Source organism: Marinobacter flavimaris (assembly GCF_002933295.1).
Classification (GTDB): Bacteria; Pseudomonadota; Gammaproteobacteria; order Pseudomonadales; family Oleiphilaceae; genus Marinobacter; species Marinobacter flavimaris.
In genome coordinates, this window is record NZ_PSSW01000001.1 from 510,309 (window position 1) to 529,555 (window position 19,247).

General features: G+C 58.0%; 16 protein-coding genes. 7 read left to right on the forward strand and 9 right to left on the reverse strand.

Annotated features, from left to right (window positions below):
• Positions 1-5: 5 nt before the first annotated feature.
• Complete coding sequence (locus MDHKLMBL_RS02370; protein ID WP_008175034.1) at positions 6-710, forward strand: nucleotidyltransferase family protein; 705 nt, start codon at positions 6-8, stop codon at positions 708-710.
• On the opposite strand, the gene MDHKLMBL_RS02375 is transcribed toward MDHKLMBL_RS02370, so the two are convergent.
• The 3 genes from MDHKLMBL_RS02375 to MDHKLMBL_RS02385 form a co-directional block, all read right to left on the reverse strand.
• Positions 670-1,764 (reverse strand): response regulator, encoded by a 1,095-nt coding sequence (locus tag MDHKLMBL_RS02375; RefSeq protein ID WP_008175032.1) that lies wholly within the window; start codon positions 1,762-1,764, stop codon positions 670-672. The two genes, MDHKLMBL_RS02370 and MDHKLMBL_RS02375, sit on opposite strands and share 41 nt — an antisense overlap.
• 52 nt (positions 1,765-1,816) lie before the next feature.
• Entirely contained in the window at positions 1,817-3,130 is a 1,314-nt protein-coding gene (locus tag MDHKLMBL_RS02380; RefSeq protein WP_008175029.1) for an MORN repeat-containing protein, read from the reverse strand.
• Between the two features lie 115 nt (positions 3,131-3,245).
• Positions 3,246-3,707, reverse strand: a complete 462-nt coding sequence (locus tag MDHKLMBL_RS02385) for a hypothetical protein (protein WP_008175027.1) — start codon at positions 3,705-3,707, stop codon at positions 3,246-3,248.
• Positions 3,708-3,806: 99 nt separating this feature from the next.
• Here MDHKLMBL_RS02385 and MDHKLMBL_RS02390 point away from each other — a divergent pair, with 99 nt between their 5' ends.
• A complete protein-coding gene (locus MDHKLMBL_RS02390; RefSeq protein ID WP_008175025.1) occupies positions 3,807-6,731 on the forward strand; it encodes an insulinase family protein in 2,925 nt (974 codons plus the stop codon).
• 101 nt (positions 6,732-6,832) lie between these two features.
• Here MDHKLMBL_RS02390 and ppsR read toward each other — a convergent pair whose 3' ends face one another.
• Positions 6,833-7,648, reverse strand: coding sequence for a posphoenolpyruvate synthetase regulatory kinase/phosphorylase PpsR (ppsR, locus tag MDHKLMBL_RS02395; RefSeq protein WP_008174940.1), 816 nt, complete (start codon positions 7,646-7,648; stop codon positions 6,833-6,835).
• Between the two features lie 215 nt (positions 7,649-7,863).
• Here ppsR and ppsA point away from each other — a divergent pair, with 215 nt between their 5' ends.
• On the forward strand, positions 7,864-10,200 hold the full coding sequence (ppsA, locus tag MDHKLMBL_RS02400) for a phosphoenolpyruvate synthase (RefSeq protein WP_410796000.1): 2,337 nt from the start codon (positions 7,864-7,866) through the stop codon (positions 10,198-10,200).
• Between the two features lie 30 nt (positions 10,201-10,230).
• A complete protein-coding gene (rraA, locus tag MDHKLMBL_RS02405) occupies positions 10,231-10,710 on the forward strand; it encodes a ribonuclease E activity regulator RraA (protein WP_008174943.1) in 480 nt (159 codons plus the stop codon).
• Positions 10,711-10,761: 51 nt separating this feature from the next.
• Here the strand turns inward: rraA and MDHKLMBL_RS02410 are convergent, their stop codons facing one another.
• The 3 genes from MDHKLMBL_RS02410 to MDHKLMBL_RS02420 all read right to left on the reverse strand — a co-directional run bounded on the left by MDHKLMBL_RS02410 (position 10,762) and on the right by MDHKLMBL_RS02420 (position 12,153).
• Positions 10,762-11,052 carry a PilZ domain-containing protein gene (locus tag MDHKLMBL_RS02410; RefSeq protein WP_008174945.1) on the reverse strand — a complete coding sequence of 97 codons (291 nt, stop codon included), beginning with the start codon at positions 11,050-11,052 and terminating at the stop codon, positions 10,762-10,764.
• Positions 11,053-11,056: 4 nt separating this feature from the next.
• Positions 11,057-11,728 (reverse strand): TIGR04211 family SH3 domain-containing protein, encoded by a 672-nt coding sequence (locus tag MDHKLMBL_RS02415; RefSeq protein WP_039882073.1) that lies wholly within the window; start codon positions 11,726-11,728, stop codon positions 11,057-11,059.
• Between the two features lie 125 nt (positions 11,729-11,853).
• Complete coding sequence (locus MDHKLMBL_RS02420) at positions 11,854-12,153, reverse strand: YciI family protein (protein ID WP_008174948.1); 300 nt, start codon at positions 12,151-12,153, stop codon at positions 11,854-11,856.
• Positions 12,154-12,284: 131 nt separating this feature from the next.
• On the opposite strand from MDHKLMBL_RS02420, the gene MDHKLMBL_RS02425 reads away from it, so the two are divergent.
• Positions 12,285-13,163: a PHP domain-containing protein gene (locus MDHKLMBL_RS02425; protein ID WP_104270031.1), complete on the forward strand. Its 879-nt coding sequence runs from the start codon at positions 12,285-12,287 to the stop codon at positions 13,161-13,163.
• Here MDHKLMBL_RS02425 and MDHKLMBL_RS02430 read toward each other — a convergent pair.
• Both MDHKLMBL_RS02430 and rne read right to left on the reverse strand, forming a co-directional pair.
• Positions 13,160-13,702 (reverse strand): YecA/YgfB family protein, encoded by a 543-nt coding sequence (locus tag MDHKLMBL_RS02430; protein ID WP_008174953.1) that lies wholly within the window; start codon positions 13,700-13,702, stop codon positions 13,160-13,162. The genes MDHKLMBL_RS02425 and MDHKLMBL_RS02430 overlap by 4 nt on opposite strands.
• Before the next feature lie 3 nt (positions 13,703-13,705).
• Entirely contained in the window at positions 13,706-16,939 is a 3,234-nt protein-coding gene (rne, locus tag MDHKLMBL_RS02435; RefSeq protein ID WP_053112402.1) for a ribonuclease E, read from the reverse strand.
• A gap of 595 nt (positions 16,940-17,534) precedes the next feature.
• Here rne and rluC point away from each other — a divergent pair.
• Positions 17,535-18,593: a 23S rRNA pseudouridine(955/2504/2580) synthase RluC gene (gene rluC / locus MDHKLMBL_RS02440; RefSeq protein WP_104270032.1), complete on the forward strand. Its 1,059-nt coding sequence runs from the start codon at positions 17,535-17,537 to the stop codon at positions 18,591-18,593.
• Positions 18,590-19,237 (forward strand): HAD family hydrolase, encoded by a 648-nt coding sequence (locus MDHKLMBL_RS02445; protein ID WP_008174958.1) that lies wholly within the window; start codon positions 18,590-18,592, stop codon positions 19,235-19,237. Before rluC ends, MDHKLMBL_RS02445 begins: the two co-directional genes overlap by 4 nt.
• Positions 19,238-19,247: the final 10 nt, after the last annotated feature.

Consider the following 19,247-nt stretch of genomic DNA (forward strand, 5'->3'; position numbering starts at 1 on the left):
GGCGGTTGGCCACTGCTTCATTTCTTTTTGCTATCGGACTCATCATTTTAAACCTCGACTCGCACATTGATCAGCAATTTCCGGTACTGATACTGGCGGCCGGTGCCTCGAGCCGCCTCGGTCGGCCGAAAGCCCTCCTGCCGCTGGCTTCTGGTGACGGGACAGACACGGACTGCCGTAACCGCACATTGTTGGACGCCGCCATTGCCCAAGGCCGAATCCTCAGCCCGGAAGTTCGAGTGGTGTGTGGGGCCTGGTACCCGCTCATACGCTTTCGTTGTCGGAGGCAACCTTCTTCCTGGTTGCGGGCGCCGGATTGGCAGGAGGGCATCTCGGCATCTCTGTCAGCGGGACTTCGCAGCCTGGGGCCAGCGGTAAAGGGCGTATTTGTTCTGGTGGCGGACCAGCCGTTACTGGATCTGAACGCCCTCGAGGCCTTTGGCAAGGCGGCCCGCTGTGTACCGGAACAGCCCATCGCTGCAGATTACGGTGGCCGGCCGGGTGTGCCCGCCTATTTACCCAGATGGCTCTGGCCGCTGGTGTTGGATCTGGAGGGGGATAGGGGCGCCGGGCGACTGCTCGCAGAGGTGCGTGCAACCCGGGTAGATATTCCGGGGATCCACGATGATGTGGACACCCCGGCAGACTGGCACAGGATCAGGACCCTGCTCAACCGAACAGGCCAGACAGCCAGGCAATCCCGACGCTGAAGATGCCGAGACTTATGGCAAGACCAATGGTGTAGACCCGGGACGATGCCGAGCGCTGCTGCGCAACAAAAAGGTCGATTGTGCGCTGGGCTATGTCTTCAGCGGTTTCCCTCGAGATCTCGTGGGCTTGCTGAATAGCCTCGGACTGAAGGGTTTGCCAGAACTCGGTATCAATCGTCTGCACACTCGTGATGTGATCTTTCAGCTCGGCCATATGCTCGCTCGTGAAGCCGGAATTCTTTTTCAGCTCCTTCTTGAGCACGGCAAGTTCGCTGCCAAGGTTCAGGTTGACCTCCGCGGCAACTTCGTCCCGCAGATTTTTGGTCCGTTCGTCGACCATTTCGGTGACGGCGTTCAGGCGTTCCTCAATCACCGCGTCCTGTTTGCTTCGGGATTCATCCAGAGCCCGCTTCAGGTGATCGAACTGCTCGTCAAAGAGGGAACTGAGCAGTTCGTGGAGGCGGTTGTTGATGTGAGTTTTGACTGCGGAACGGGCGATCTGCTCAATCAACTCGCTGGTCAAGGGCACCACATTGGCTTGCGGGTTGCTCCGGCTGGCTGAATCGCCCGTCTTGGGCGACAGTTCCACCGACGCATCTGCAGGTACGTTCAGCAGTTCGTCCTCTTCCGCGGCAGCCGGCTCAGATTGCAGCGGTGGCTCCGGCAAGTTTCCGCCTGTGACGTCACTGGCCAGCTGGTCCAAAACCTCTTTGAGGCCCTCCGTTTGCGGCGGTTTAGTGAGGATGTTGTAAACACCGAAGTTCCTGGCCTCCTCCATGAATGATGACGATTTTTTGGATGTGCACATGATGATGGGGATGCCGGCGGTCTCCGGGTTGCCCTTGATGGCTTTGGTCGCCTCTACGCCATTCATCCCCGGCATTAGATGGTCCATGAAGATGACATCCGGACGCCCCTGGCTGTTCAGGAAATCGAGGGCCTCCTCGGCCGAGCCAGCCATATTGACTTCCATATCGCGACTTTCCAGCAGTTTGCTCAGGGCAAATCGGGCCACCTTGGAGTCATCTACCAGCAGAGCGTTCTTGATCGCCATGTCACTACCTCAATCGTTTACTGCAAACGCGTTTGTTATCGGGCCGTTATGATTACCAGCCTTCCAGTTTCGGGCACTCTGTGGCCCGGTAGCTCTTGTCCCGATAACAGACACCGGGTTCAGTGGTTCGGGCAGTGAAAATTTCCCCTGCCGCTGTGGTCAGGCGTACCTGTCCGTAGGGCTCGCCATGACGGAATGTCGCTTCGATCGAGCTGCCGTTGGGATTCTTCAGCAAGCCCTTACCGTGGAACTTTCCTTCAATGTATTCGCCCTCGTATTTCTTGCCGCTGGCGAAGACCTCTGCCCCGGTGCCATGGAAGGCGCCGTTGGAAAATTCGCCTTCGTAATGGCGACCGTCGGGGTAGGTGAGTGTGCCGGTGCCATGAAATTCGTCGTTCCGGAAGCCGCCGACGTAGAGCATGCCATCCGCGGTGGTCAGGGAACCGTGGCCATTAAGCTGTCCGTCCTTCCAGTGGCCGGTCAGTATGTCGCCGTTTGCCAGTGTAAGCGTGCCTTTGCCGTTAAACTGGTTGTCCCGGAATTCGCCGGAATAGCGCGAGCCGTCGGCACTGCGCCATTCACCGTCGCCCTCGCGGTTGCCTGCAGACCAGCCTCCCTCGTAACGGCCACCGTCGGGATACCACGCGGTGCCCTGGCCGTGGAATTCACCATCCACGAAATGCCCCTCGTAGCGCAGTCCATCGTTGTCCTGGTAGGTGCCATCACCGGTCTTCACGCCACCGATCCAGATCCCGTCACGGAAATTCACCGTGGTCAGAGCCTCCAGTTCGCCCACCAGAGTCACCTCATTGCCGGCTTTCAGGGCAATGGAGCGGTTCCAGGGTTTGAAACCTGGCTTGGTGATGGTGACCTCGTAGCGGCCCGGGTCCAGCTCAAGATCCAGGCGGGTCGCGCCATATTCCTTGCCGTTGATGGTGACCTGATCGCCGACAACGTTTGAGCGTAGTACCAGCAGCGCCTGCGTCGGTGGCTGGGGTTCCTGCTGTTTTTCCGGTTGTTGCGGATTTGCCGGGGCGGTGTCTGTTCTCGTTGCCAATACCGATGGCGGTTCAGCTACCGCCAGAACCTCCGGGTTCTCCGGCATGGATGGCACGGTAAACGGAGTGGCTTCCACCACGGGTGGGCGCGACTCCCGGGCAGCCTGTTTGGTTCTGGCGGATGCCTCCGGAACAGGCTCTGGGGCCGGCTCGGGCTCGGTAGTAATAGAGGCAACAGCTTGATCCGTCGAGGGTGGTTCGAAGGCTTCTGTTATCTGAAGGTCATCCCGAACCGAGGCAAACCCGGCGGTTACCAGCAGCATGAGCGCCAGGGCATTGACGAACAGAAGCGGTCTGAAATCGACCATGACGGAACCTCTTGATCCTGCATTCTTGGAATTCTGTCTACCGGTTCATCTTACCCAGTGAGTGCAACGCTATGTAACAGAAAGTGACGGGGAGTTACCGAGAATGCAGGCCAAATCACACTTTATCCGGAAGCTGATCATGGTTGAGCTGCTCCCATGATCTCATGTACACGTCGGCTTCGTATTGATAAGGCGATTTGAAAGGGGTTAGCACGAAATCGAAGACGAGAAAGAAAAACCCGATAGAAGCCCACGCGATGGCCAGGGTGCTAATGGTCGTTGCCTGTACCTCCGGGTTCGAGTCGACGAAATTCTGTAACACCGGAATCAGATCCGATGCCATCGCAACCGGGTTGAAGCTGGCCATCACCAGTGGCACCCAGAAGGCGATGAAGATCGGGAAGAATCCGAATGACCAGAGCAATCGGCGGAGCAGATAAAGGGCAACTTCCCGCCAGAAGCGCTGTCTGACTTCCGGTACTTTCCGGATCCGCTCGAGGTACCGCCGACGTTCTGCCCAGTAGGCGGCTACTTCCGGGGCCTCAACGGCCTTTGATTGAGGTGCAGGTGTTGTCATGTACGGCGCGGTACCCTATAGCTTCTGGAGTGATGCATGATAAGCGATACTACGTGTTACCCTACAATTCTCCAATTGTTTAAAGACAGGATAGTTTGAATGGCTGCAGTGATCGACAACGCAACTCATCCGGCCTTTGAGAAACTTCGCAGTCACCGGATCGATACACTCAATCTCGAGGTCGAGGAGTATCGTCACAAGAAGACTGGCGCCCGCCATCTGCATCTGGCAGCCGACAACGACGAAAACGTGTTTTTCGTTGCCCTGCGTACCTTCCCGATGGATTCCACCGGGGTGGCGCATATTCTGGAACACACGGCATTGTGTGGCAGCGAGCGTTTCCCGGTTCGTGATCCGTTCTTCATGATGATTCGGCGGTCACTGAACACGTTCATGAACGCTTTCACCAGCAGCGACTGGACGGCCTATCCCTTCGCCAGCATAAACCGAAAGGATTTCGACAACCTTCTGTCGGTTTACCTGGATTGTGTATTTTTCTCCAAGCTCGATCCGCTGGATTTTGCGCAGGAAGGTCATCGCCTTGAGTTCGATAAGCCGGAAGATCCGTCCACCGACCTGGTTTATCGGGGTGTTGTCTACAACGAGATGAAAGGCGCCATGAGTTCGCCCACGTCCCAGCTGTGGCAGAACCTCAGCAGCCACCTTTTCCCGACCACGACCTATCACTACAACAGCGGTGGCGAGCCCGACCACATCGTGGATCTGAGCTACGACGACCTGCTGCAGTTCTACCGCCACCACTATCACCCCAGCAACGCGATATTTGCCACCTACGGCGATATCCCGGCTCATGAGCATCATGAGAAGTTTGAAGAGCTGGCGCTGAAACGGTTCGACCGGCTGGACATCGATCTTCCGGTTCGCGACGAGAAGCGCATGTTCGCCCCGGTCAGGGTAGAGCAGGGCTATGCGGTCAACGAAGGCGAGGGGACCGACAACAAGACTCACATCGTTGTGGGCTGGTTGCTGGGCCACAGTTTTGATTTGCAGGAGAACCTGGAGGGTCAACTGCTCTCTGCGGTACTGCTGGAAAACAGTGCCTCACCACTGATGCGAGCCCTGGAAACCACGGATCTTGGTCATGCACCTTCGCCCATGTGTGGTCTGGAAGACTCCAACCGTGAAATGACCTTTGTTTGCGGCATCGAAGGCAGCGAGCCGGACAAGCACAAGGATCTGGAAGCCCTGCTCGAGTCCACGCTGCTCAAGGTCGTGGAGGAGGGCGTCAGCCAGGAACGTCTGGAAGCCATCCTGCATCAGCTCGAACTGCACCAGCGGGAAATTGCTGGTGACCAGTTCCCGTACGGCCTGCAGCTGATCATGAGTGCCATTGCACCCATGGTGCACGGCGGTGATCCGGTTGAATTGCTGGATCTGGAGCCGGTCCTGGCAACGCTCCGGGAGAAAATCCGGGACCCGCAATACGTGCCGGATCTGATCCGCCGCAAGCTTCTTGAGAACCCGCACCGGGTCACCCTGACCCTGCGGCCGGATGAAAAGCTCGAGTCCCGCCGGCAGGAAGCCATCCGTGAAGCGCTGGCCCGTCGCAAGGCCGAGCTTACCGATGACGAGGTCCGGATGATTGTCGACCGGGCCAGGGCGCTGGAAGAACGCCAGATGCAGAAGGACGATGACTCCATTCTGCCAAAGGTGGATCTGTCAGACGTGCCTCTGCAGATGCCAGAGCCGGAAGGGCGTTATGACGGCGACATTTCGGCAACCGTTTATGCCCGTGGTACCAACGGTCTGGTTTACGAGCAGATTGTTGTCCCGGTGCCGGCGCTGACCGAAGAGGAGCTGCTTCTGGTGCCTTACTACACCACGCTGATTTCCGAAGTGGGTTGTGGTGATCTGGACTACCTGCAAATGCAGGATCGTATCTCTGCGGAGTCTGGTGGTATCGGCGCAGCGTTCAGCGCCAAAGGCCGGATTGATGACGTTCAGGCGCTGTCCGGTTACATCATCTTCAACGGCAAGGCTCTGGCCCGTAATCGCAGTGAGTTGACCCGTCTTCTACGGGATGTCTACACCAGTGCCCGCTTCGATGAGAAAGAGCGAATCCGGGAGATCATTGCGCAGATCCGGGCCCGTCGCGAGCAGGCCGTAACCGGCAGTGGCCATGCACTGGCCATGGGCGCGGCTTCACAGGGTATGAGTCCGGGTGCCTGGCTTTCTTTCCGGCTGGGTGGTCTTGCCGGTATTCGCGGCACCAAGCAGCTCGATCAGGCCCTGAAGGATCCAGAGGAATTGACGGCGCTCTGTGACAAGCTTTCTGCATTGCACGAGAAAATCGGCAAGCAGGGTCGGGAGTTCCTGGTGATTGGTGAAGAGGATCAGCTCCCGGCGATGGTTGATGATCTGAAATCCTGCTGGCGTGATGCCTCTGGAGCGGGCATTGCAGGCTGGAAAATGGAACCGGTCAATTACACTACCCGTGAGGCGTGGCTGACTTCTACCCAGGTTAACTTCTGCTCCAAGGCCTACAGCACTGTCGCTGTGGATCATCCCGATGCGGCGGCACTGACCGTGCTGGGTGGTTTCTTGCGTAACGGTTATCTGCACCGAGCCATTCGGGAGAAGGGTGGCGCTTACGGTGGCGGCGCCGGGCAGGACAGCGTGAATGGCACGTTCCGGTTCTTCTCCTACCGTGATCCGCGCCTGGAGGAAACGCTGGACGATTTCGACGCGGCCCTTGCGTGGCTTCAGGACAATGACCACGACTATCAGGAGCTTGAAGAGTCGATTCTTGGTGTAATTGGTCAACTCGACAGGCCCAGATCGCCTGCGGGCGCTGCTCGCCATGCTTTTCACAACAAGCTGTTTGGGCGAAGTCCGGAGCAGCGTGCCAGGTTCCGGGAGCGGGTGCTGTCCGTCACCCTGGACGACCTGAAGCGTGTGGCCAGAACCTGGCTGGTGCCGGAGAAAGCCAGTACGGCCGTGGTAACCAGTCCGGAAAACCGGGCCAGGGCCGAGAAGCTTGGCCTGAACATTCAGGAACTGTAAAGCCAAAACAAAAGAGGCCAGATGAAGTGTTCATCTGGCCTCTTTTTGGTCTGGCCCCTTTCTTATTCTGCCCCGATGACGCCCTCCAGCCGTCTGTACCCCTAGCGTTGGCGCTTCAGACCGGTTGTCACCATGATTCGGGTGGAGATCTCCTCAACCGAATAGGCGGTGGTATTCAGGTACGGAATCCGCTCACGCCGATACATCAACTCGATTTCCTCGATCTCGTGCATGCACTGCTTGATGGATGAGTAGCGAGAGTTTGGCTTGCGTTCGTTGCGGATGGTTGCCAGCCGCTCCGGCTCGATAGTCAGCCCGAAAATTTTCTCTTTATAGGGTTTCAGGGCTTTCGGGATCTGCTGGTCTGCCAGGTCTTCTTCGGTAATCGGATAGTTTGCCGCTTTCACGCCATACTGCAGCGCCAGATAGAGACAGGTGGGGGTTTTCCCGCTTCGGGAGGCGCCAACGAGGATCAGGTCTGCTTCGTCGTAATGCCGGGTGCGTGCGCCATCGTCATTATCCAGCGCGAAATTGACGGCATTGATCCGGCGTTCATAGCTGCCTTCATTGTTGATGGCATGGGATTTACCGACGGTATAGGAAGAGGAAGACTGGAGTTCCTGTTCCAGGGGGCTGAGAAACGTACCGAAGATGTCCACCATGAAACCCTCGGCGGTGGCGATGATTTCCCGGATATCGCTGTTTACAATGGTGTCGAACACCAGCGGCCGTGCGCCGTCTGTCTCGGCCGCCTTGTTGATCCGTTTGACCATTTCCCGGGCTTTTTCTTCGTCCGCAATGTAGGGAACAGTAACCCGTTCAAACTCGATCTTTTCGAACTGGGCCAGAAGGCTGTGCCCGAGAGCCTCGGCTGTCAGGCCGGTGCCATCAGAAATGAAAAAAGCAGTGCGTTTCATGCTGTATTGTCCGGTTCCTTGGTTCTTGATTCCTGGCTCGGTGGCCTAGGTAATTTCCGCAGGTTACAGTATCATACACGCCAAGTTCGAGACTCCGCAGTGGATATTGTCTGCTTTTACCGCTTGATACCGCTGGCCCGATTTTGCTCTTAGCTTCACAGACTCAAGGGAGACATGCTTTGGAAGATTACATTATCTGGTTTGATCACCTGGGAATGTCCGATGTCGATCGGGTAGGCGGCAAGAACGCCTCACTCGGCGAAATGATCAGTAATCTCGCCAACGCAGGTGTTACCGTTCCAGGTGGCTTTGCCACAACAGCGCACGCCTATCGCGAATTCCTCGCTACTGACGGACTGAAAGAGCGTATCGACAACGCTCTCGATGCTCTGGACATCAACGACGTCAACGAACTGGCCCGGGTTGGTGCCCAGATCCGTCAATGGATCATTGAAACGCCATTTCCGGATGTCCTGGAGAACGCCTTGAAGGAATCGTTCGCCACCCTGCAGGATGGCAACGAACACATGGCGGTTGCGGTACGTTCCTCTGCAACGGCGGAAGATCTCCCGGATGCCTCCTTTGCAGGCCAGCAGGAAACCTTCCTGAACGTGGTGGGGCTGCAACAGGTGCGCACCTCGGTCAAGGAAGTGTTTGCGTCGCTGTTCAATGACCGCGCTATTTCCTACCGCGTCCACCACGGCTTTGACCACAAGATGGTCGCGCTCTCAGCTGGTATCCAGAAAATGGTGCGCAGTGAGACGGCGGCCAGTGGCGTTATGTTCACCCTCGACACAGAATCCGGCTTCCGTGACGTGGTATTTGTAACTGCCTCTTACGGTCTGGGTGAGACCGTCGTTCAGGGTGCTGTAAACCCTGATGAATTCTACGTACACAAGCCTACTCTCGAAGCCAGTCGGCCGGCCGTCCTGCGTCGCAATCTGGGCAGCAAGGCCATCAAGATGGTCTACCACACCAAGCCCGGTGAAGGTGAATTCGTTGAAACAGTGAAGGTGGAGCAGGAAGACCGCAACCGCTTCTGCATCACTGACGCCGAGGTGGAAGACCTGGCACGTCAGGCGATGATTATCGAGAAGCACTACCAGCGACCGATGGACATCGAGTGGGCGAAGGACGGCGACGACGGCAAGATCTACATCGTTCAGGCGCGCCCTGAGACGGTGAAAAGCCGTGCGTCTGCCAATGTGATGGAGCGCTACCTGCTGAAAGAAACCGGCAAGGTGCTGGTGGAAGGCCGGAGCATCGGCCACAAGATCGGCAGTGGCCCGGTGAAGATCATTACCAGCATCAAGGAAATGGACCGGGTGCAGGCCGGCGATGTGTTGGTTACCGACATGACCGACCCGGATTGGGAGCCGGTGATGAAAAGGGCTTCCGCCATTGTTACCGACCGCGGTGGTCGTACCTGCCACGCGGCCATTATTGCCCGCGAGCTGGGCATTCCGGCCGTGGTCGGATGCGGCGATGCCACGGAGTTGCTGACCGACGCACAGGAAGTGACCGTCTCCTGCGCCGAGGGCGATACCGGCATGATCTACGAGGGCTCCCTGGATTTCGAGCTGCGGGAAAATACCGTGGACTCCATGCCGAACATCCCGTTCAAGATCATGATGAACGTCGGCAACCCAGACCGGGCTTTTGATTTCCAGGCGTTGCCGAATGAAGGTGTTGGTTTGGCACGGCTTGAGTTCATTATTAACCGGATGATCGGTGTTCATCCCAAGGCACTGCTGAACTTTGATGGACTGCCCCGGGATATCAAGCAGACCGTTGAGAAACGCATCTCCGGTTACAGCTCGCCGGTGGATTTCTATGTCGACAAGCTGGTTGAGGGCATCTCTACCCTGGCAGCGGCGTTCGCGCCCAAGAAAGTGATCGTGCGGTTGTCGGACTTCAAATCCAACGAATACGCCAACCTGATCGGCGGCACTCTGTACGAGCCGGATGAAGAAAACCCGATGCTCGGTTTCCGGGGTGCATCGCGCTATATCTCCGATACCTTCCGGGACTGCTTCGAGCTGGAATGCCGTGCCCTGAAAAAGGTGCGTAACGAGATGGGGCTGACCAATGTGGAAGTGATGGTCCCGTTCGTGCGTACCGTGGGTGAAGCGGAACAGGTAGTGAACCTGCTGGCGGAGAACGGGCTCAAGCGTGGTGACAACGGTCTTCGGGTCATCATGATGTGTGAGTTGCCGGCCAATGCCCTGCTGGCGGATCAGTTCCTGGAGCACTTTGACGGCTTCTCCATCGGCTCCAACGATCTGACTCAGCTGACCCTGGGTCTGGACCGGGATTCGGGCATCATCGCGCACCTCTTCGATGAGCGGAACGATGCGGTCAAGGCGCTGCTTTCCAACGCCATTCAGGCGTGCAAGAAGGCCGGCAAATACATCGGTATCTGTGGGCAGGGGCCATCGGATCATCCGGATCTCGCCAAGTGGCTGATGGATCAGGGCATTGATACGGTGTCACTGAACCCCGATTCGGTACTGGACACCTGGTTCTTCCTGGCCGACGAAAAAATCGACTGAGTTTATTTCCAGGATAAGGAGAGCGACAACGTGACGACGATAATTACCCCGGACCTGTGTGACGAATTTCCGGAAGTGCTGGTTGTAGAGCCCGGCTTCAATAACTACGGTGGCAACAAGGCATTTGGCGGTGAGATTGTGACCGTGAAGTGTTTTGAAGATAACTCTGTGGTGAAAGAGCAGGTTGGCCAGCCCGGGAACGGTCGCGTGATGGTCGTGGATGGTGGCGCTTCAAAGCGCCATGCGCTATTGGGCGACATGCTCGCGGAGAAGGCTGCGAGCAACGGCTGGGCGGGCCTGATCATCTATGGTTGCGTGCGCGACGTGGATGAGATTGGCAACACCGCCCTGGGTGTGCAGGCCCTTGGCACCCATCCGAGAAAGAGTGAAAAGCGTGGCCTGGGCGACCTGAATGTGCCGGTCACCTTCCACGGCGTTACCTTCCATCCCGGACACTACGTCTACGCCGACAACAACGGTATCATTGTTTCTGAGAAGCCTCTGGTTTGAGGCTTTTCGAGGCAGAGACAAAAACGGCGGCCAATGGCCGCCGTTTTTCGTTCAGCGAGTGACTTCGCTGATATTCGTTCCAAGGAGGAACCCGTCTCCTTCCGGTTCGCAGCGAATGACTTCGCAGACAGTCTCCAGCGGCGGAAACTGATCACTGCTGGAGTGAAGAACCGTGTGAAGTTCCTCGCCAACGTTCACGGCCTGCTCAACGTAGAGTTGCATGCCGGTCGCGCTCAGATCACGGCAGATCCCTTTGAAGCGGTTGCCCTGGCTGTCGCTGATCTCAATCTCCGAGTTCACCTGCATACGGTGGAAATCGCGTTTCTCCGAATAATCCTTCATGGCATCAGGCCCAGTTGTCGGTTTTTCTTGTTGGTTTGAGCATTGGAATGATCAGTGCCAGCAAAACGCCACCGAGAACGAGGCCCGCGCCCAGCAACATGAAATCGTATTCCTTGCTGGCTTCCAGACGTTCGTTTTCAGCCGTGAGCACTTCAAGGTCGTTGCGAATCTTCTGGTTCTCTTCCCGCAGCTCGCGATTTCGACGTTCCAGATTGATGGAATCGGCGGCGATACTCTTGATCCGCTGAAGCTCTTCCTGGAGCTCCTGTGAACGGTCAGAAAGCGAGGCTTCGGAGCTTTCCAGCGCGTTGCGCTCAGTGACGACGTTAGACAGCTGCTCTTTTACCTGGGCGAGTTCAGCGCGCGTTTCTTCCAACTGACGGTTGGCCGTACGCAGGCGATCTGCAGCAATGGGTGTCTCGCTCAGGTATTGACTGGAAACCCAGCCCTCCGTGCCCTTGGGAGTGCGAACGAGGGTGTATCCGGAATCGGAGGCCTCGATGACTTCCAGCGGCGTGCCACTGGGAACCGCGTTTTCAATGATGCGGAACTGGGAACCTGCGCCTGACCTCACTGGCAGGTACAACTGGTCGTCAACCCAGACAGTCTTTGCCTGGGCAACAGCAATGGAGGACACTGCGAACAACACACTGATTGCTAGACGAAAAAGCGTCACTGGTTACGTTCCCTGAAATTCTGCGGTTGAAATCTGAGTCTGATTAAAAGCGCAATTTTGTCACAGATGCCCCGCCGTGCAAGCGTGCCATCATTACAATAAACTCATGGGCCCCCAACGCCCGCTTACGGGAGGACGGCTTTGAAGGGCTTTACCACAACCTTGTCATAAACGCCTGCCTCCACATAAGGGTCGGCATCCGCCCAGGCCTGGGCCGCTTCCAGAGAGTCAAATTCCGCGATTACCAGACTACCGGTAAAGCCGGCATCGCCGGGCTCTGGAGTATCCAGCGCCGGATGAGGGCCAGCGACAAGCAATCGGCCCTCGGCTTTCAGGGCCTGAAGTCGGTCGATGTGAGCCGGACGCGCGGACTGGCGCAACGGCAGACTGTTCTCGACATCTTCACTGATAATGGCGTAGTACATTCAGCTCTCCGAACTGGTTTTCAAAGACAGGATAGTTGATCAGACAATCAGCGGTCGTGTCGTGCAAGGGTTGGCTGGTACACTGTTAAACCCTGGCAAGCCGCCAGTTATCTGAAGATTCAGGATATTTTGTGACTATACCGCAAGACCCGCATTTGTGCATTGATCTGCATTGCCACAGCACGGCTTCCGATGGCGCGCTATCACCGGCGGCACTGGTCGAGCGCGCTGCCGGTCGGGGGGTTACCCACCTGGCCCTTACTGACCACGACACGATCGCTGGCCTTGCCGAAGCCGAGGTGGCTGCGCAGGCGCAGGGTATCATCCTGATTCCCGGGGTTGAGCTTTCCTGTCTCTGGAAAAGCCGGACCATCCACATCGTCGGTCTGGATTTTGATCCCGGGCAGGCCGGTTTCAGGCAGGCGCTGGAGCAGCAGAACGAGAATCGCTGGGCTCGTGCCCGCATGATCGCGGACCGCCTGGGTAAGCTTGGTGTTGATGGCCTTCTCGATAAGGCCTCCGAGGCTGCCGGTGGCGACGTGCCTGGACGGCCCCATTTTGCACAGGTTCTGACAGAGGCTGGCGTTGTTCGCAATGCTGCCCAGGCATTCAAGCGATATCTGGGTAACGGTAAGCCCGGTGATGTAAAAGCTTTCTGGCCGGAGCTTCCAGAAGTCGTGCGCTGGATCACCGAGGCAGGTGGCGTTGCGGTTCTTGCCCATCCCCGAAAATACCAGCTTACGGCAACCAAACTCAGGGAGCTGACCGCGGATTTCCGAAGGGCAGGGGGGCAGGCAATTGAAGTGTCTACTTCAGGTCAATCCAGTGGTGATCTGGGGTTTCTTGCAGAGCTTTGTCGGAAAGAAAAATTGCTGGCATCCCAGGGAAGTGATTTTCACTTTCCCGGCGCTCCCTGGTGTGAGCTTGGCCGCATCATGAAAATGCCAGACGGGCTTGAGCCGGTCTGGCATTCGTTCAGACAACCTGTTCCGGGTGCGGCGCCGGCTTAATCCGGCGCGTGGAACAGCAGGTACAGATCCGTCAGTGAGTCCGGGATGGCGTCGGCCATCTGCCGGGATAGCTTTTCACTGTTGCGAACCTTCTGGAAGTCCTCGTCATCGAACAGTCCTGAGAGTGTCAGCATAGGCACCATCAGGTCCGCTGCTTCTTCTTCGCTAGCTGCTTCGAGCCATTCTTCTTCGTGTTCCAGAAAGGTGTCCACGAACCCAGCGCACCAATTTTCCAGTGCGTTCATGGGGTCGCCATCCTCCGGCTCCGGCAGTTCCAGAGACTGCCCCATGTCCAGGGAATGGGCCATGTCATTGGCCAGCTGGGTCGAGCAGCGCCTGAACACCTCGGGAATCCCGGTGTCGGGCACCTGATCGGTGCCCGTGGCGAGGCGGAAGATTTCTTCCGCGCTCAGTTCAGCCGGGCCGACGACGCTGGCGCAGACCACCCCATGGAAACCGAAGAAATCCAGGGCTTCATCGCCCCAGGGCTCGGCAAAAAGGATGTCTTCCAGCGCTTCTATGTCGGAGTTCGATAGCATCAGTTAGTTACTCCCGGCCTTTTTGGCCTCTTCCGCGGCCTTCTGGCGCTTGCGGACTTCTCTTGGATCATTGTAAGCGCGGCCCGGTGTTACAGGAACGTCGACTGCCGGGGCATCGGCAGGCGTGTCCTTGGCTGTTGCCTCCGGAGCGGAAGGCGTCTCTTCCTTCACTGGCTCTGCGGTTTTGGCCTCAACTTTTTCGGGCTCGGCTTTCTTGGGCTCGGCCTTTTCGGGGCTGGCCTGGGCTGGTTCCGGCTGCTTTGGCTCCGGTTGAGCCTCGGGAGCCTTACGCTCTGGTGCTACCTTCTCCTCCGCTGGCTTTTCAGCCTTCTCGGGTTGTGGTGCCTCCTCCGGTTCTGCCTTGGCGGCTGGCGCTTCCTTGGGCTTCGCCGGCTGCTTCTTCGCCCGCGGCGCTTGTTCACCGTCGGCCGTGGCCCTGGACTCCGGCTTTGACCTCGGAGCTGCCTCTTTTTTCTCGGTAGCCTGGTCAGTCACCGGCTTTGGCTCATCAGTGGCCGCGGTGCTCTTGGCAGGCTCTTTGTCTGTGGCTGCGCCTTGCGCCTGCTCGGTAACGTTTTCGCTCTTTTCCTCAGGCTTCTCAAGGGGTTCGGAGCTTTGTTCAGCCTTGGCGGGCTCGGCTTTTTCAGGTTTCGCTTGAACAGCTTCCTGCTTTTCAACCGGGCTCTCTGCAACGGGTTTTGTTTCCGCTGCCGGTTTCGCTTCCGGCTTGCTCTCCGACGGCGCTTTGTCTGCGGATGCCTTCTCGGGCTTCTGCTCTTTCACTGGCTCTTTCTGAGCAGCTTCCGGTTTCGGTGTTTCGCTGGCCGCCGGCGCAGTCTCGGCCCTTGTTTCAGGCTTGTCAGACGCTTTGTTGACGGTTTCCTTTACCTGCTCGGTTTTCACCTCGGGCTTGGCATCGTCACGACCGTTTTCGGGCTGCGTGTCCTTCTGATGCTTCTCGCTACGAGCGGCTTTTCGATCAGCCGGAGCGGACGCCGGTGCTTCAGACGGAGAGCCGTCGCGGTTGCGCTGGCGACGTGGCTTTCTGCGTTTCTCTTCTGAACCGGTCTTGTCCGCTGGACCGGACTTGGCTGCATTATCCTGCTGGCCCTGATCCTTCTGGTCCTTCTGCTCGCGATTATCCTTCGGGTCGCGCTGGGGCCTGTTGCGGCCGCGGCCCTGGTTGTCGCGACGGTTGTCACGACGATTTTCAGAGCCTTTGTTGTCGGCGCTCTTGTTGTCGCCTCCGCGATTATCCTGGCCTTTGTTTTCGGATGCCTGGCGATTCTGGTTGCCACGGTTCTGGTCGTCGTTGCGGTTGCGGCCGCGGCCACGGTTGTCGTCACCACGGCCCTGCTGGCCGCCCTGGCGCCGTTCGTTGCCACTGCGGTTGCCACCTGCACGCTGGTCATCACCGCGGGCTACCCGGGATTTGCGACGGTCCTGACGGCCCTGGTTGCGACGATCTTCGCGCTGGCTCTGGCTCTGCTCGCGATTCTCGACTTTCTGTTCTTCCTCGCCACTAAAGAAGCCAGCGATCTTGCGTCCCAGCCGGCGGAAGAGGCCTTCTTCCTGCTCAGTGGTTTCATCAGCCTTCGGTGCGGCCGGGGCAGGCGCGGGTGCGGGTGCGCTCGGCCGGATTGCTTTTACCGCAGCCTGTTCGCGTACCGGCTTCTCAGGGGTGGGCGCCTCGAAGATTTCTTCTTCACGCTCGCTGTACTCCTGGGCCACCTGATGGCTGGAAATGTGCTCGGGCGTTGTTTCATCCTGGCGCATCCGGATGATTTCGAAATGCGGTGTCTCCATATGCGGAACCGGCACCACGACAACGCTCACTTCCTGGCGGGCTTCAATGTCGGCCAGCTGCTTGCGCTTCTCGTTGAGCAGGAAAGTGGCGACGGAAACCGGCACAACGGCTCGTACTTCGCCGGTCTTATCCTTTGACGATTCCTCGTAGATCAGGCGCATGATGCTCAGGGCGAGGGACTCGATGCCACGAATAGTGCCCTGACCTTCACATCGGGGGCACACTTCGCTGCGTGTCTCTCCCAGGGAAGGGCGCAGGCGCTGACGGGACATTTCCAGCAGGCCGAAGCGGGAGATTTTGCCCACCTGAACCCGGGCCCGGTCGATTTCCAGGGCCTCACGCATCTTCTGTTCAACTTCCCGCTGATGCTTCGCAGGCGTCATGTCGATAAAGTCGATGACAATCAGGCCGCCCATGTCACGCAGGCGCAGCTGGCGGGCGATTTCCTCTGCCGCTTCCAGGTTGGTCTGGAGCGCGGTTTCCTCGATATCCTGGCCTTTCGTGGCGCGGGAAGAGTTGATGTCGATGGAAACCAGGGCCTCGGTCGGGTCAATCACGATGGAGCCGCCGGAGGGCAGTTTCACTTCCCGCTGGAAGGCGGTCTCGATCTGGCCTTCGATCTGGTACCGGCTGAACAGCGGGATTTCATCCTTGTACAGCTTGATCTTGTTTTCGAAGGTGGGCATGACCGCACGAACGAAATTCAGGACGTCCTCATAGACGCCATTAGCGTCAATCAGAACCTCGCCGATGTCCTGGCGAAGGTAGTCACGGACCGCACGGATGATAACGTTGCTTTCCTGGTGAATCAGGAAGGGGGCCTTGCGCTCGCCGGCGGCCTGAGTGATGGCCTCCCAGAATTGCACCAGGTAGTCCAGATCCCACTGGAGTTCTTCAGTGGTACGGCCGATGCCGGCGGTACGAACGATGATGCCCATGGATTTCGGCACCTGAACATCGTTCATCGCTTCTTTGAGCTGCGCCCGCTCATCGCCCTCAATGCGACGGGAGATGCCGCCAGCACGGGGGTTGTTGGGCATGAGTACCAGATAGCGACCTGCCAGGGAGATAAACGTGGTCAGGGCTGCGCCCTTATTGCCACGCTCTTCCTTATCGACCTGCACGATGACTTCCTGGCCTTCGGAAACAACGTCCTTGATGTTGATTTTGCCTTCGATCTGGCCGGGCGACTTCTTGAAGTATTCCTTGGAAATTTCCTTCAACGGCAGAAAGCCGTGTCGCTCGGCGCCGAAATCCACAAATGCGGCCTCGAGACTGGGCTCGACCCGGGTAATGCGGCCCTTGTAGATATTGGCTTTCTTCTGCTCGCGGGAGCTGGATTCGATATCAAGGTCGAATAGACGCTGGCCGTCAACCAGGGCGACGCGCAACTCTTCGGGATGAGTTGCATTGATAAGCATTCTTTTCATGGAAAGAAAGAGTTCCTGTCGTTTAATTTGACAGAAAACCGGAGGGGATCGCATCAGCGAAGCAGGATTTGCGTGCCGCGGGCCCTGTTACATCAAGGGCGGACCGGCGGCCAGACGAATCAGACCCTTCTGGGGTTTGATCCTTTCGGTCTGAGACCAACGCCGACGATCCGGCTGCCTGTGGGCAGGGAGAGGTCGTGTAAGGTTCGTGTCTGTTGACGCATGTTATCCGTTTTCAGGTTCACTCAGGTGCCTGGGTCTCACGTCGTATTCGTATGCTGGACGGCCCGGCCCTGGGTGGCAGTGATTCTTCGCGATGTCGCCCGCGGTTTTCCGCGCGGTTTTTCTCTCTCCCGGGTACAGGATGCAGCCTTTCGAAGATCTGTCCTGGTCCTCCGGGAGCATTTCTCTCGCCGTTCCCGGTAGTGATTGGGTGCACGGCGTTCAAACTCTCGAATAGTGTCGGTATACTTCTGCCGCTCCGGCTTCTGACTTGAGTTGGTCAGGCCGTAGACAAACGGCAAAGCACGCCGGAATATAACAGTATTCATGCAGCCGTTCAATCCTGCAGTCACTCCAGTAGTCAAGGAACTCCATGTCTCGAAAGTCTGCGAGCAGAAAGCCAGCCCAAACGCGGCCCGAGAAGGCAAAAAAAACCAGCAGGGCCGGCAGTGAGAGTCAGGCTGTTCGTGGAGAAGTCCGTCAGGGCGTCCAGTGGGTTACCGTGGACGAAGACAACGATGGTCAAAGGGTGGATAACTTCCTTCTTGCCCAGCTTCGCGGTGTGCCCAAGAGCATTATTTATCGTGTCATCCGCAAGGGCGAGGTTCGGGTCAATAAAGGACGGGTCAAGCCGGATTCCCGGGTGAGAACCGGTGATCAGGTGCGTATCCCACCGATCACCCGAAAGGAAAAGCCGGATCAGGTGGCGCCCGGCTCCCGGGTGCAGGGCGTGATGGAATCCGCGGTTGTTTTCGAGAACGAGCAGATGCTGGTGGTCAACAAACCGTCCGGTATCGCCGTACACGGCGGCAGCGGCCTGAGTTTCGGGTTGATCGAGGTGCTTCGTTCCGCACGCCCGGCGGCAAAGTTTCTGGAGCTCGTTCACCGTCTGGATCGGGATACGTCCGGACTGATCATGGTGGCCAAGAAGCGGTCGGCGCTTCGGTATCTTCAGGATGAGCTGCGGCAGAAACGAATCCGCAAGCATTACCATGCGCTGGTCGCCGGCGACTGGCCGGCCAGCGTTGACCGGGTGGATGTGCCTCTGCTGCGCTACGAGATGCCCAATGGCGAGCGTCGGGTGAAAGTTGACGCTGCCGGCAAGGCCTCGCTGACGACATTCCGCTGCCTCGAGCATTACGCGGGCTACAGCCTTGTCGAGGCGTCGCCAATTACCGGTCGTACACACCAGATCCGCGTGCACAGCGCCTGGGCCGGTCATCCGATTGCGGGTGACGACAAGTATATGGATGATGTCAGCCTCAAGGCGTTCCGGTCCATTGGCGGGCAAAGGCTGATGCTGCATGCGCGGGCCCTGGAGTTTACCTTGCCGGTCTCGGGTGAGGCTATGCGCCTTGAGGCGCCTTACGACGATGCATTCAATGACGTGCTCAGGAAACTTTCCGGGCGTCTTAAAGGAAACGATCAATGAACGTCAGAGTAGTAATTTTTGACTGGGACGGGACCCTGGTGGACTCGGTTGAGCATATTGCTGACAGCCTGCATCAGGCGGCAACCGAGCTGGGTTTTCCGGCCCTGGAGCGTGAGGCGTACCGGGATATTATCGGGCTTGGCATGGTCGAGGCGTTGGAGAAGCTTTATCCCGGCATCAGTCGGGAAGAAATGAACAGGATTCGCGACGGATACGGGCGCTATTTCTTCAGTAAGGTGACAACGCCGCAAAACGTGTTTGACGGCATGGCCGATGTGGTCGCGGATCTGCGAGGATCCGGTCGCAGTTGTTCTGTGGCAACCGGCAAGAGTCGGCGCGGGCTGGACTTTGCGCTGGCTTCCAGCGGTCTTGGCGACCACTTCGAGATCACCCGTTGTGCCGATGAGACGCGCTCCAAGCCCGACCCCGCCATGCTCGAGGAGATTCTTCGTTTCTATCGCATTGAGCCCGAAGAGGCGGTGATGATTGGCGATACCCGATACGATCTTGATATGGCCCGGCGTATCGGCATGCCCTCCATCGGCGTTGAATGGGGTGTGCACAAGCGGGATGTGTTGGGTGATTATTCGCCCCATGCCATTGTTGAATCCGTGCCAGACCTCCGGCGGGTGCTGGGGTTGTAAACAGACCGAA

Excerpts from the sequence above, each read along its gene's own strand:
- MDHKLMBL_RS02375 (WP_008175032.1), bottom strand. The coding sequence starts at position 1,764 with ATGGCGATCAAGAACGCTCTGCTGGTAGATGACTCCAAGGTGGCCCGA.
- MDHKLMBL_RS02380 (WP_008175029.1), bottom strand. The coding sequence starts at position 3,130 with ATGGTCGATTTCAGACCGCTTCTGTTCGTCAATGCCCTGGCGCTCATG.
- MDHKLMBL_RS02385 (WP_008175027.1), bottom strand. The coding sequence starts at position 3,707 with ATGACAACACCTGCACCTCAATCAAAGGCCGTTGAGGCCCCGGAAGTA.
- MDHKLMBL_RS02390 (WP_008175025.1), top strand. The coding sequence starts at position 3,807 with ATGGCTGCAGTGATCGACAACGCAACTCATCCGGCCTTTGAGAAACTT.
- ppsR (WP_008174940.1), bottom strand. The coding sequence starts at position 7,648 with ATGAAACGCACTGCTTTTTTCATTTCTGATGGCACCGGCCTGACAGCC.
- ppsA (WP_410796000.1), top strand. The coding sequence starts at position 7,864 with ATGTCCGATGTCGATCGGGTAGGCGGCAAGAACGCCTCACTCGGCGAA.
- MDHKLMBL_RS02410 (WP_008174945.1), bottom strand. The coding sequence starts at position 11,052 with ATGAAGGATTATTCGGAGAAACGCGATTTCCACCGTATGCAGGTGAAC.
- MDHKLMBL_RS02420 (WP_008174948.1), bottom strand. The coding sequence starts at position 12,153 with ATGTACTACGCCATTATCAGTGAAGATGTCGAGAACAGTCTGCCGTTG.
- MDHKLMBL_RS02430 (WP_008174953.1), bottom strand. The coding sequence starts at position 13,702 with ATGCTATCGAACTCCGACATAGAAGCGCTGGAAGACATCCTTTTTGCC.
- rne (WP_053112402.1), bottom strand. The coding sequence starts at position 16,939 with ATGAAAAGAATGCTTATCAATGCAACTCATCCCGAAGAGTTGCGCGTC.
- rluC (WP_104270032.1), top strand. The coding sequence starts at position 17,535 with ATGTCTCGAAAGTCTGCGAGCAGAAAGCCAGCCCAAACGCGGCCCGAG.
- MDHKLMBL_RS02445 (WP_008174958.1), top strand. The coding sequence starts at position 18,590 with ATGAACGTCAGAGTAGTAATTTTTGACTGGGACGGGACCCTGGTGGAC.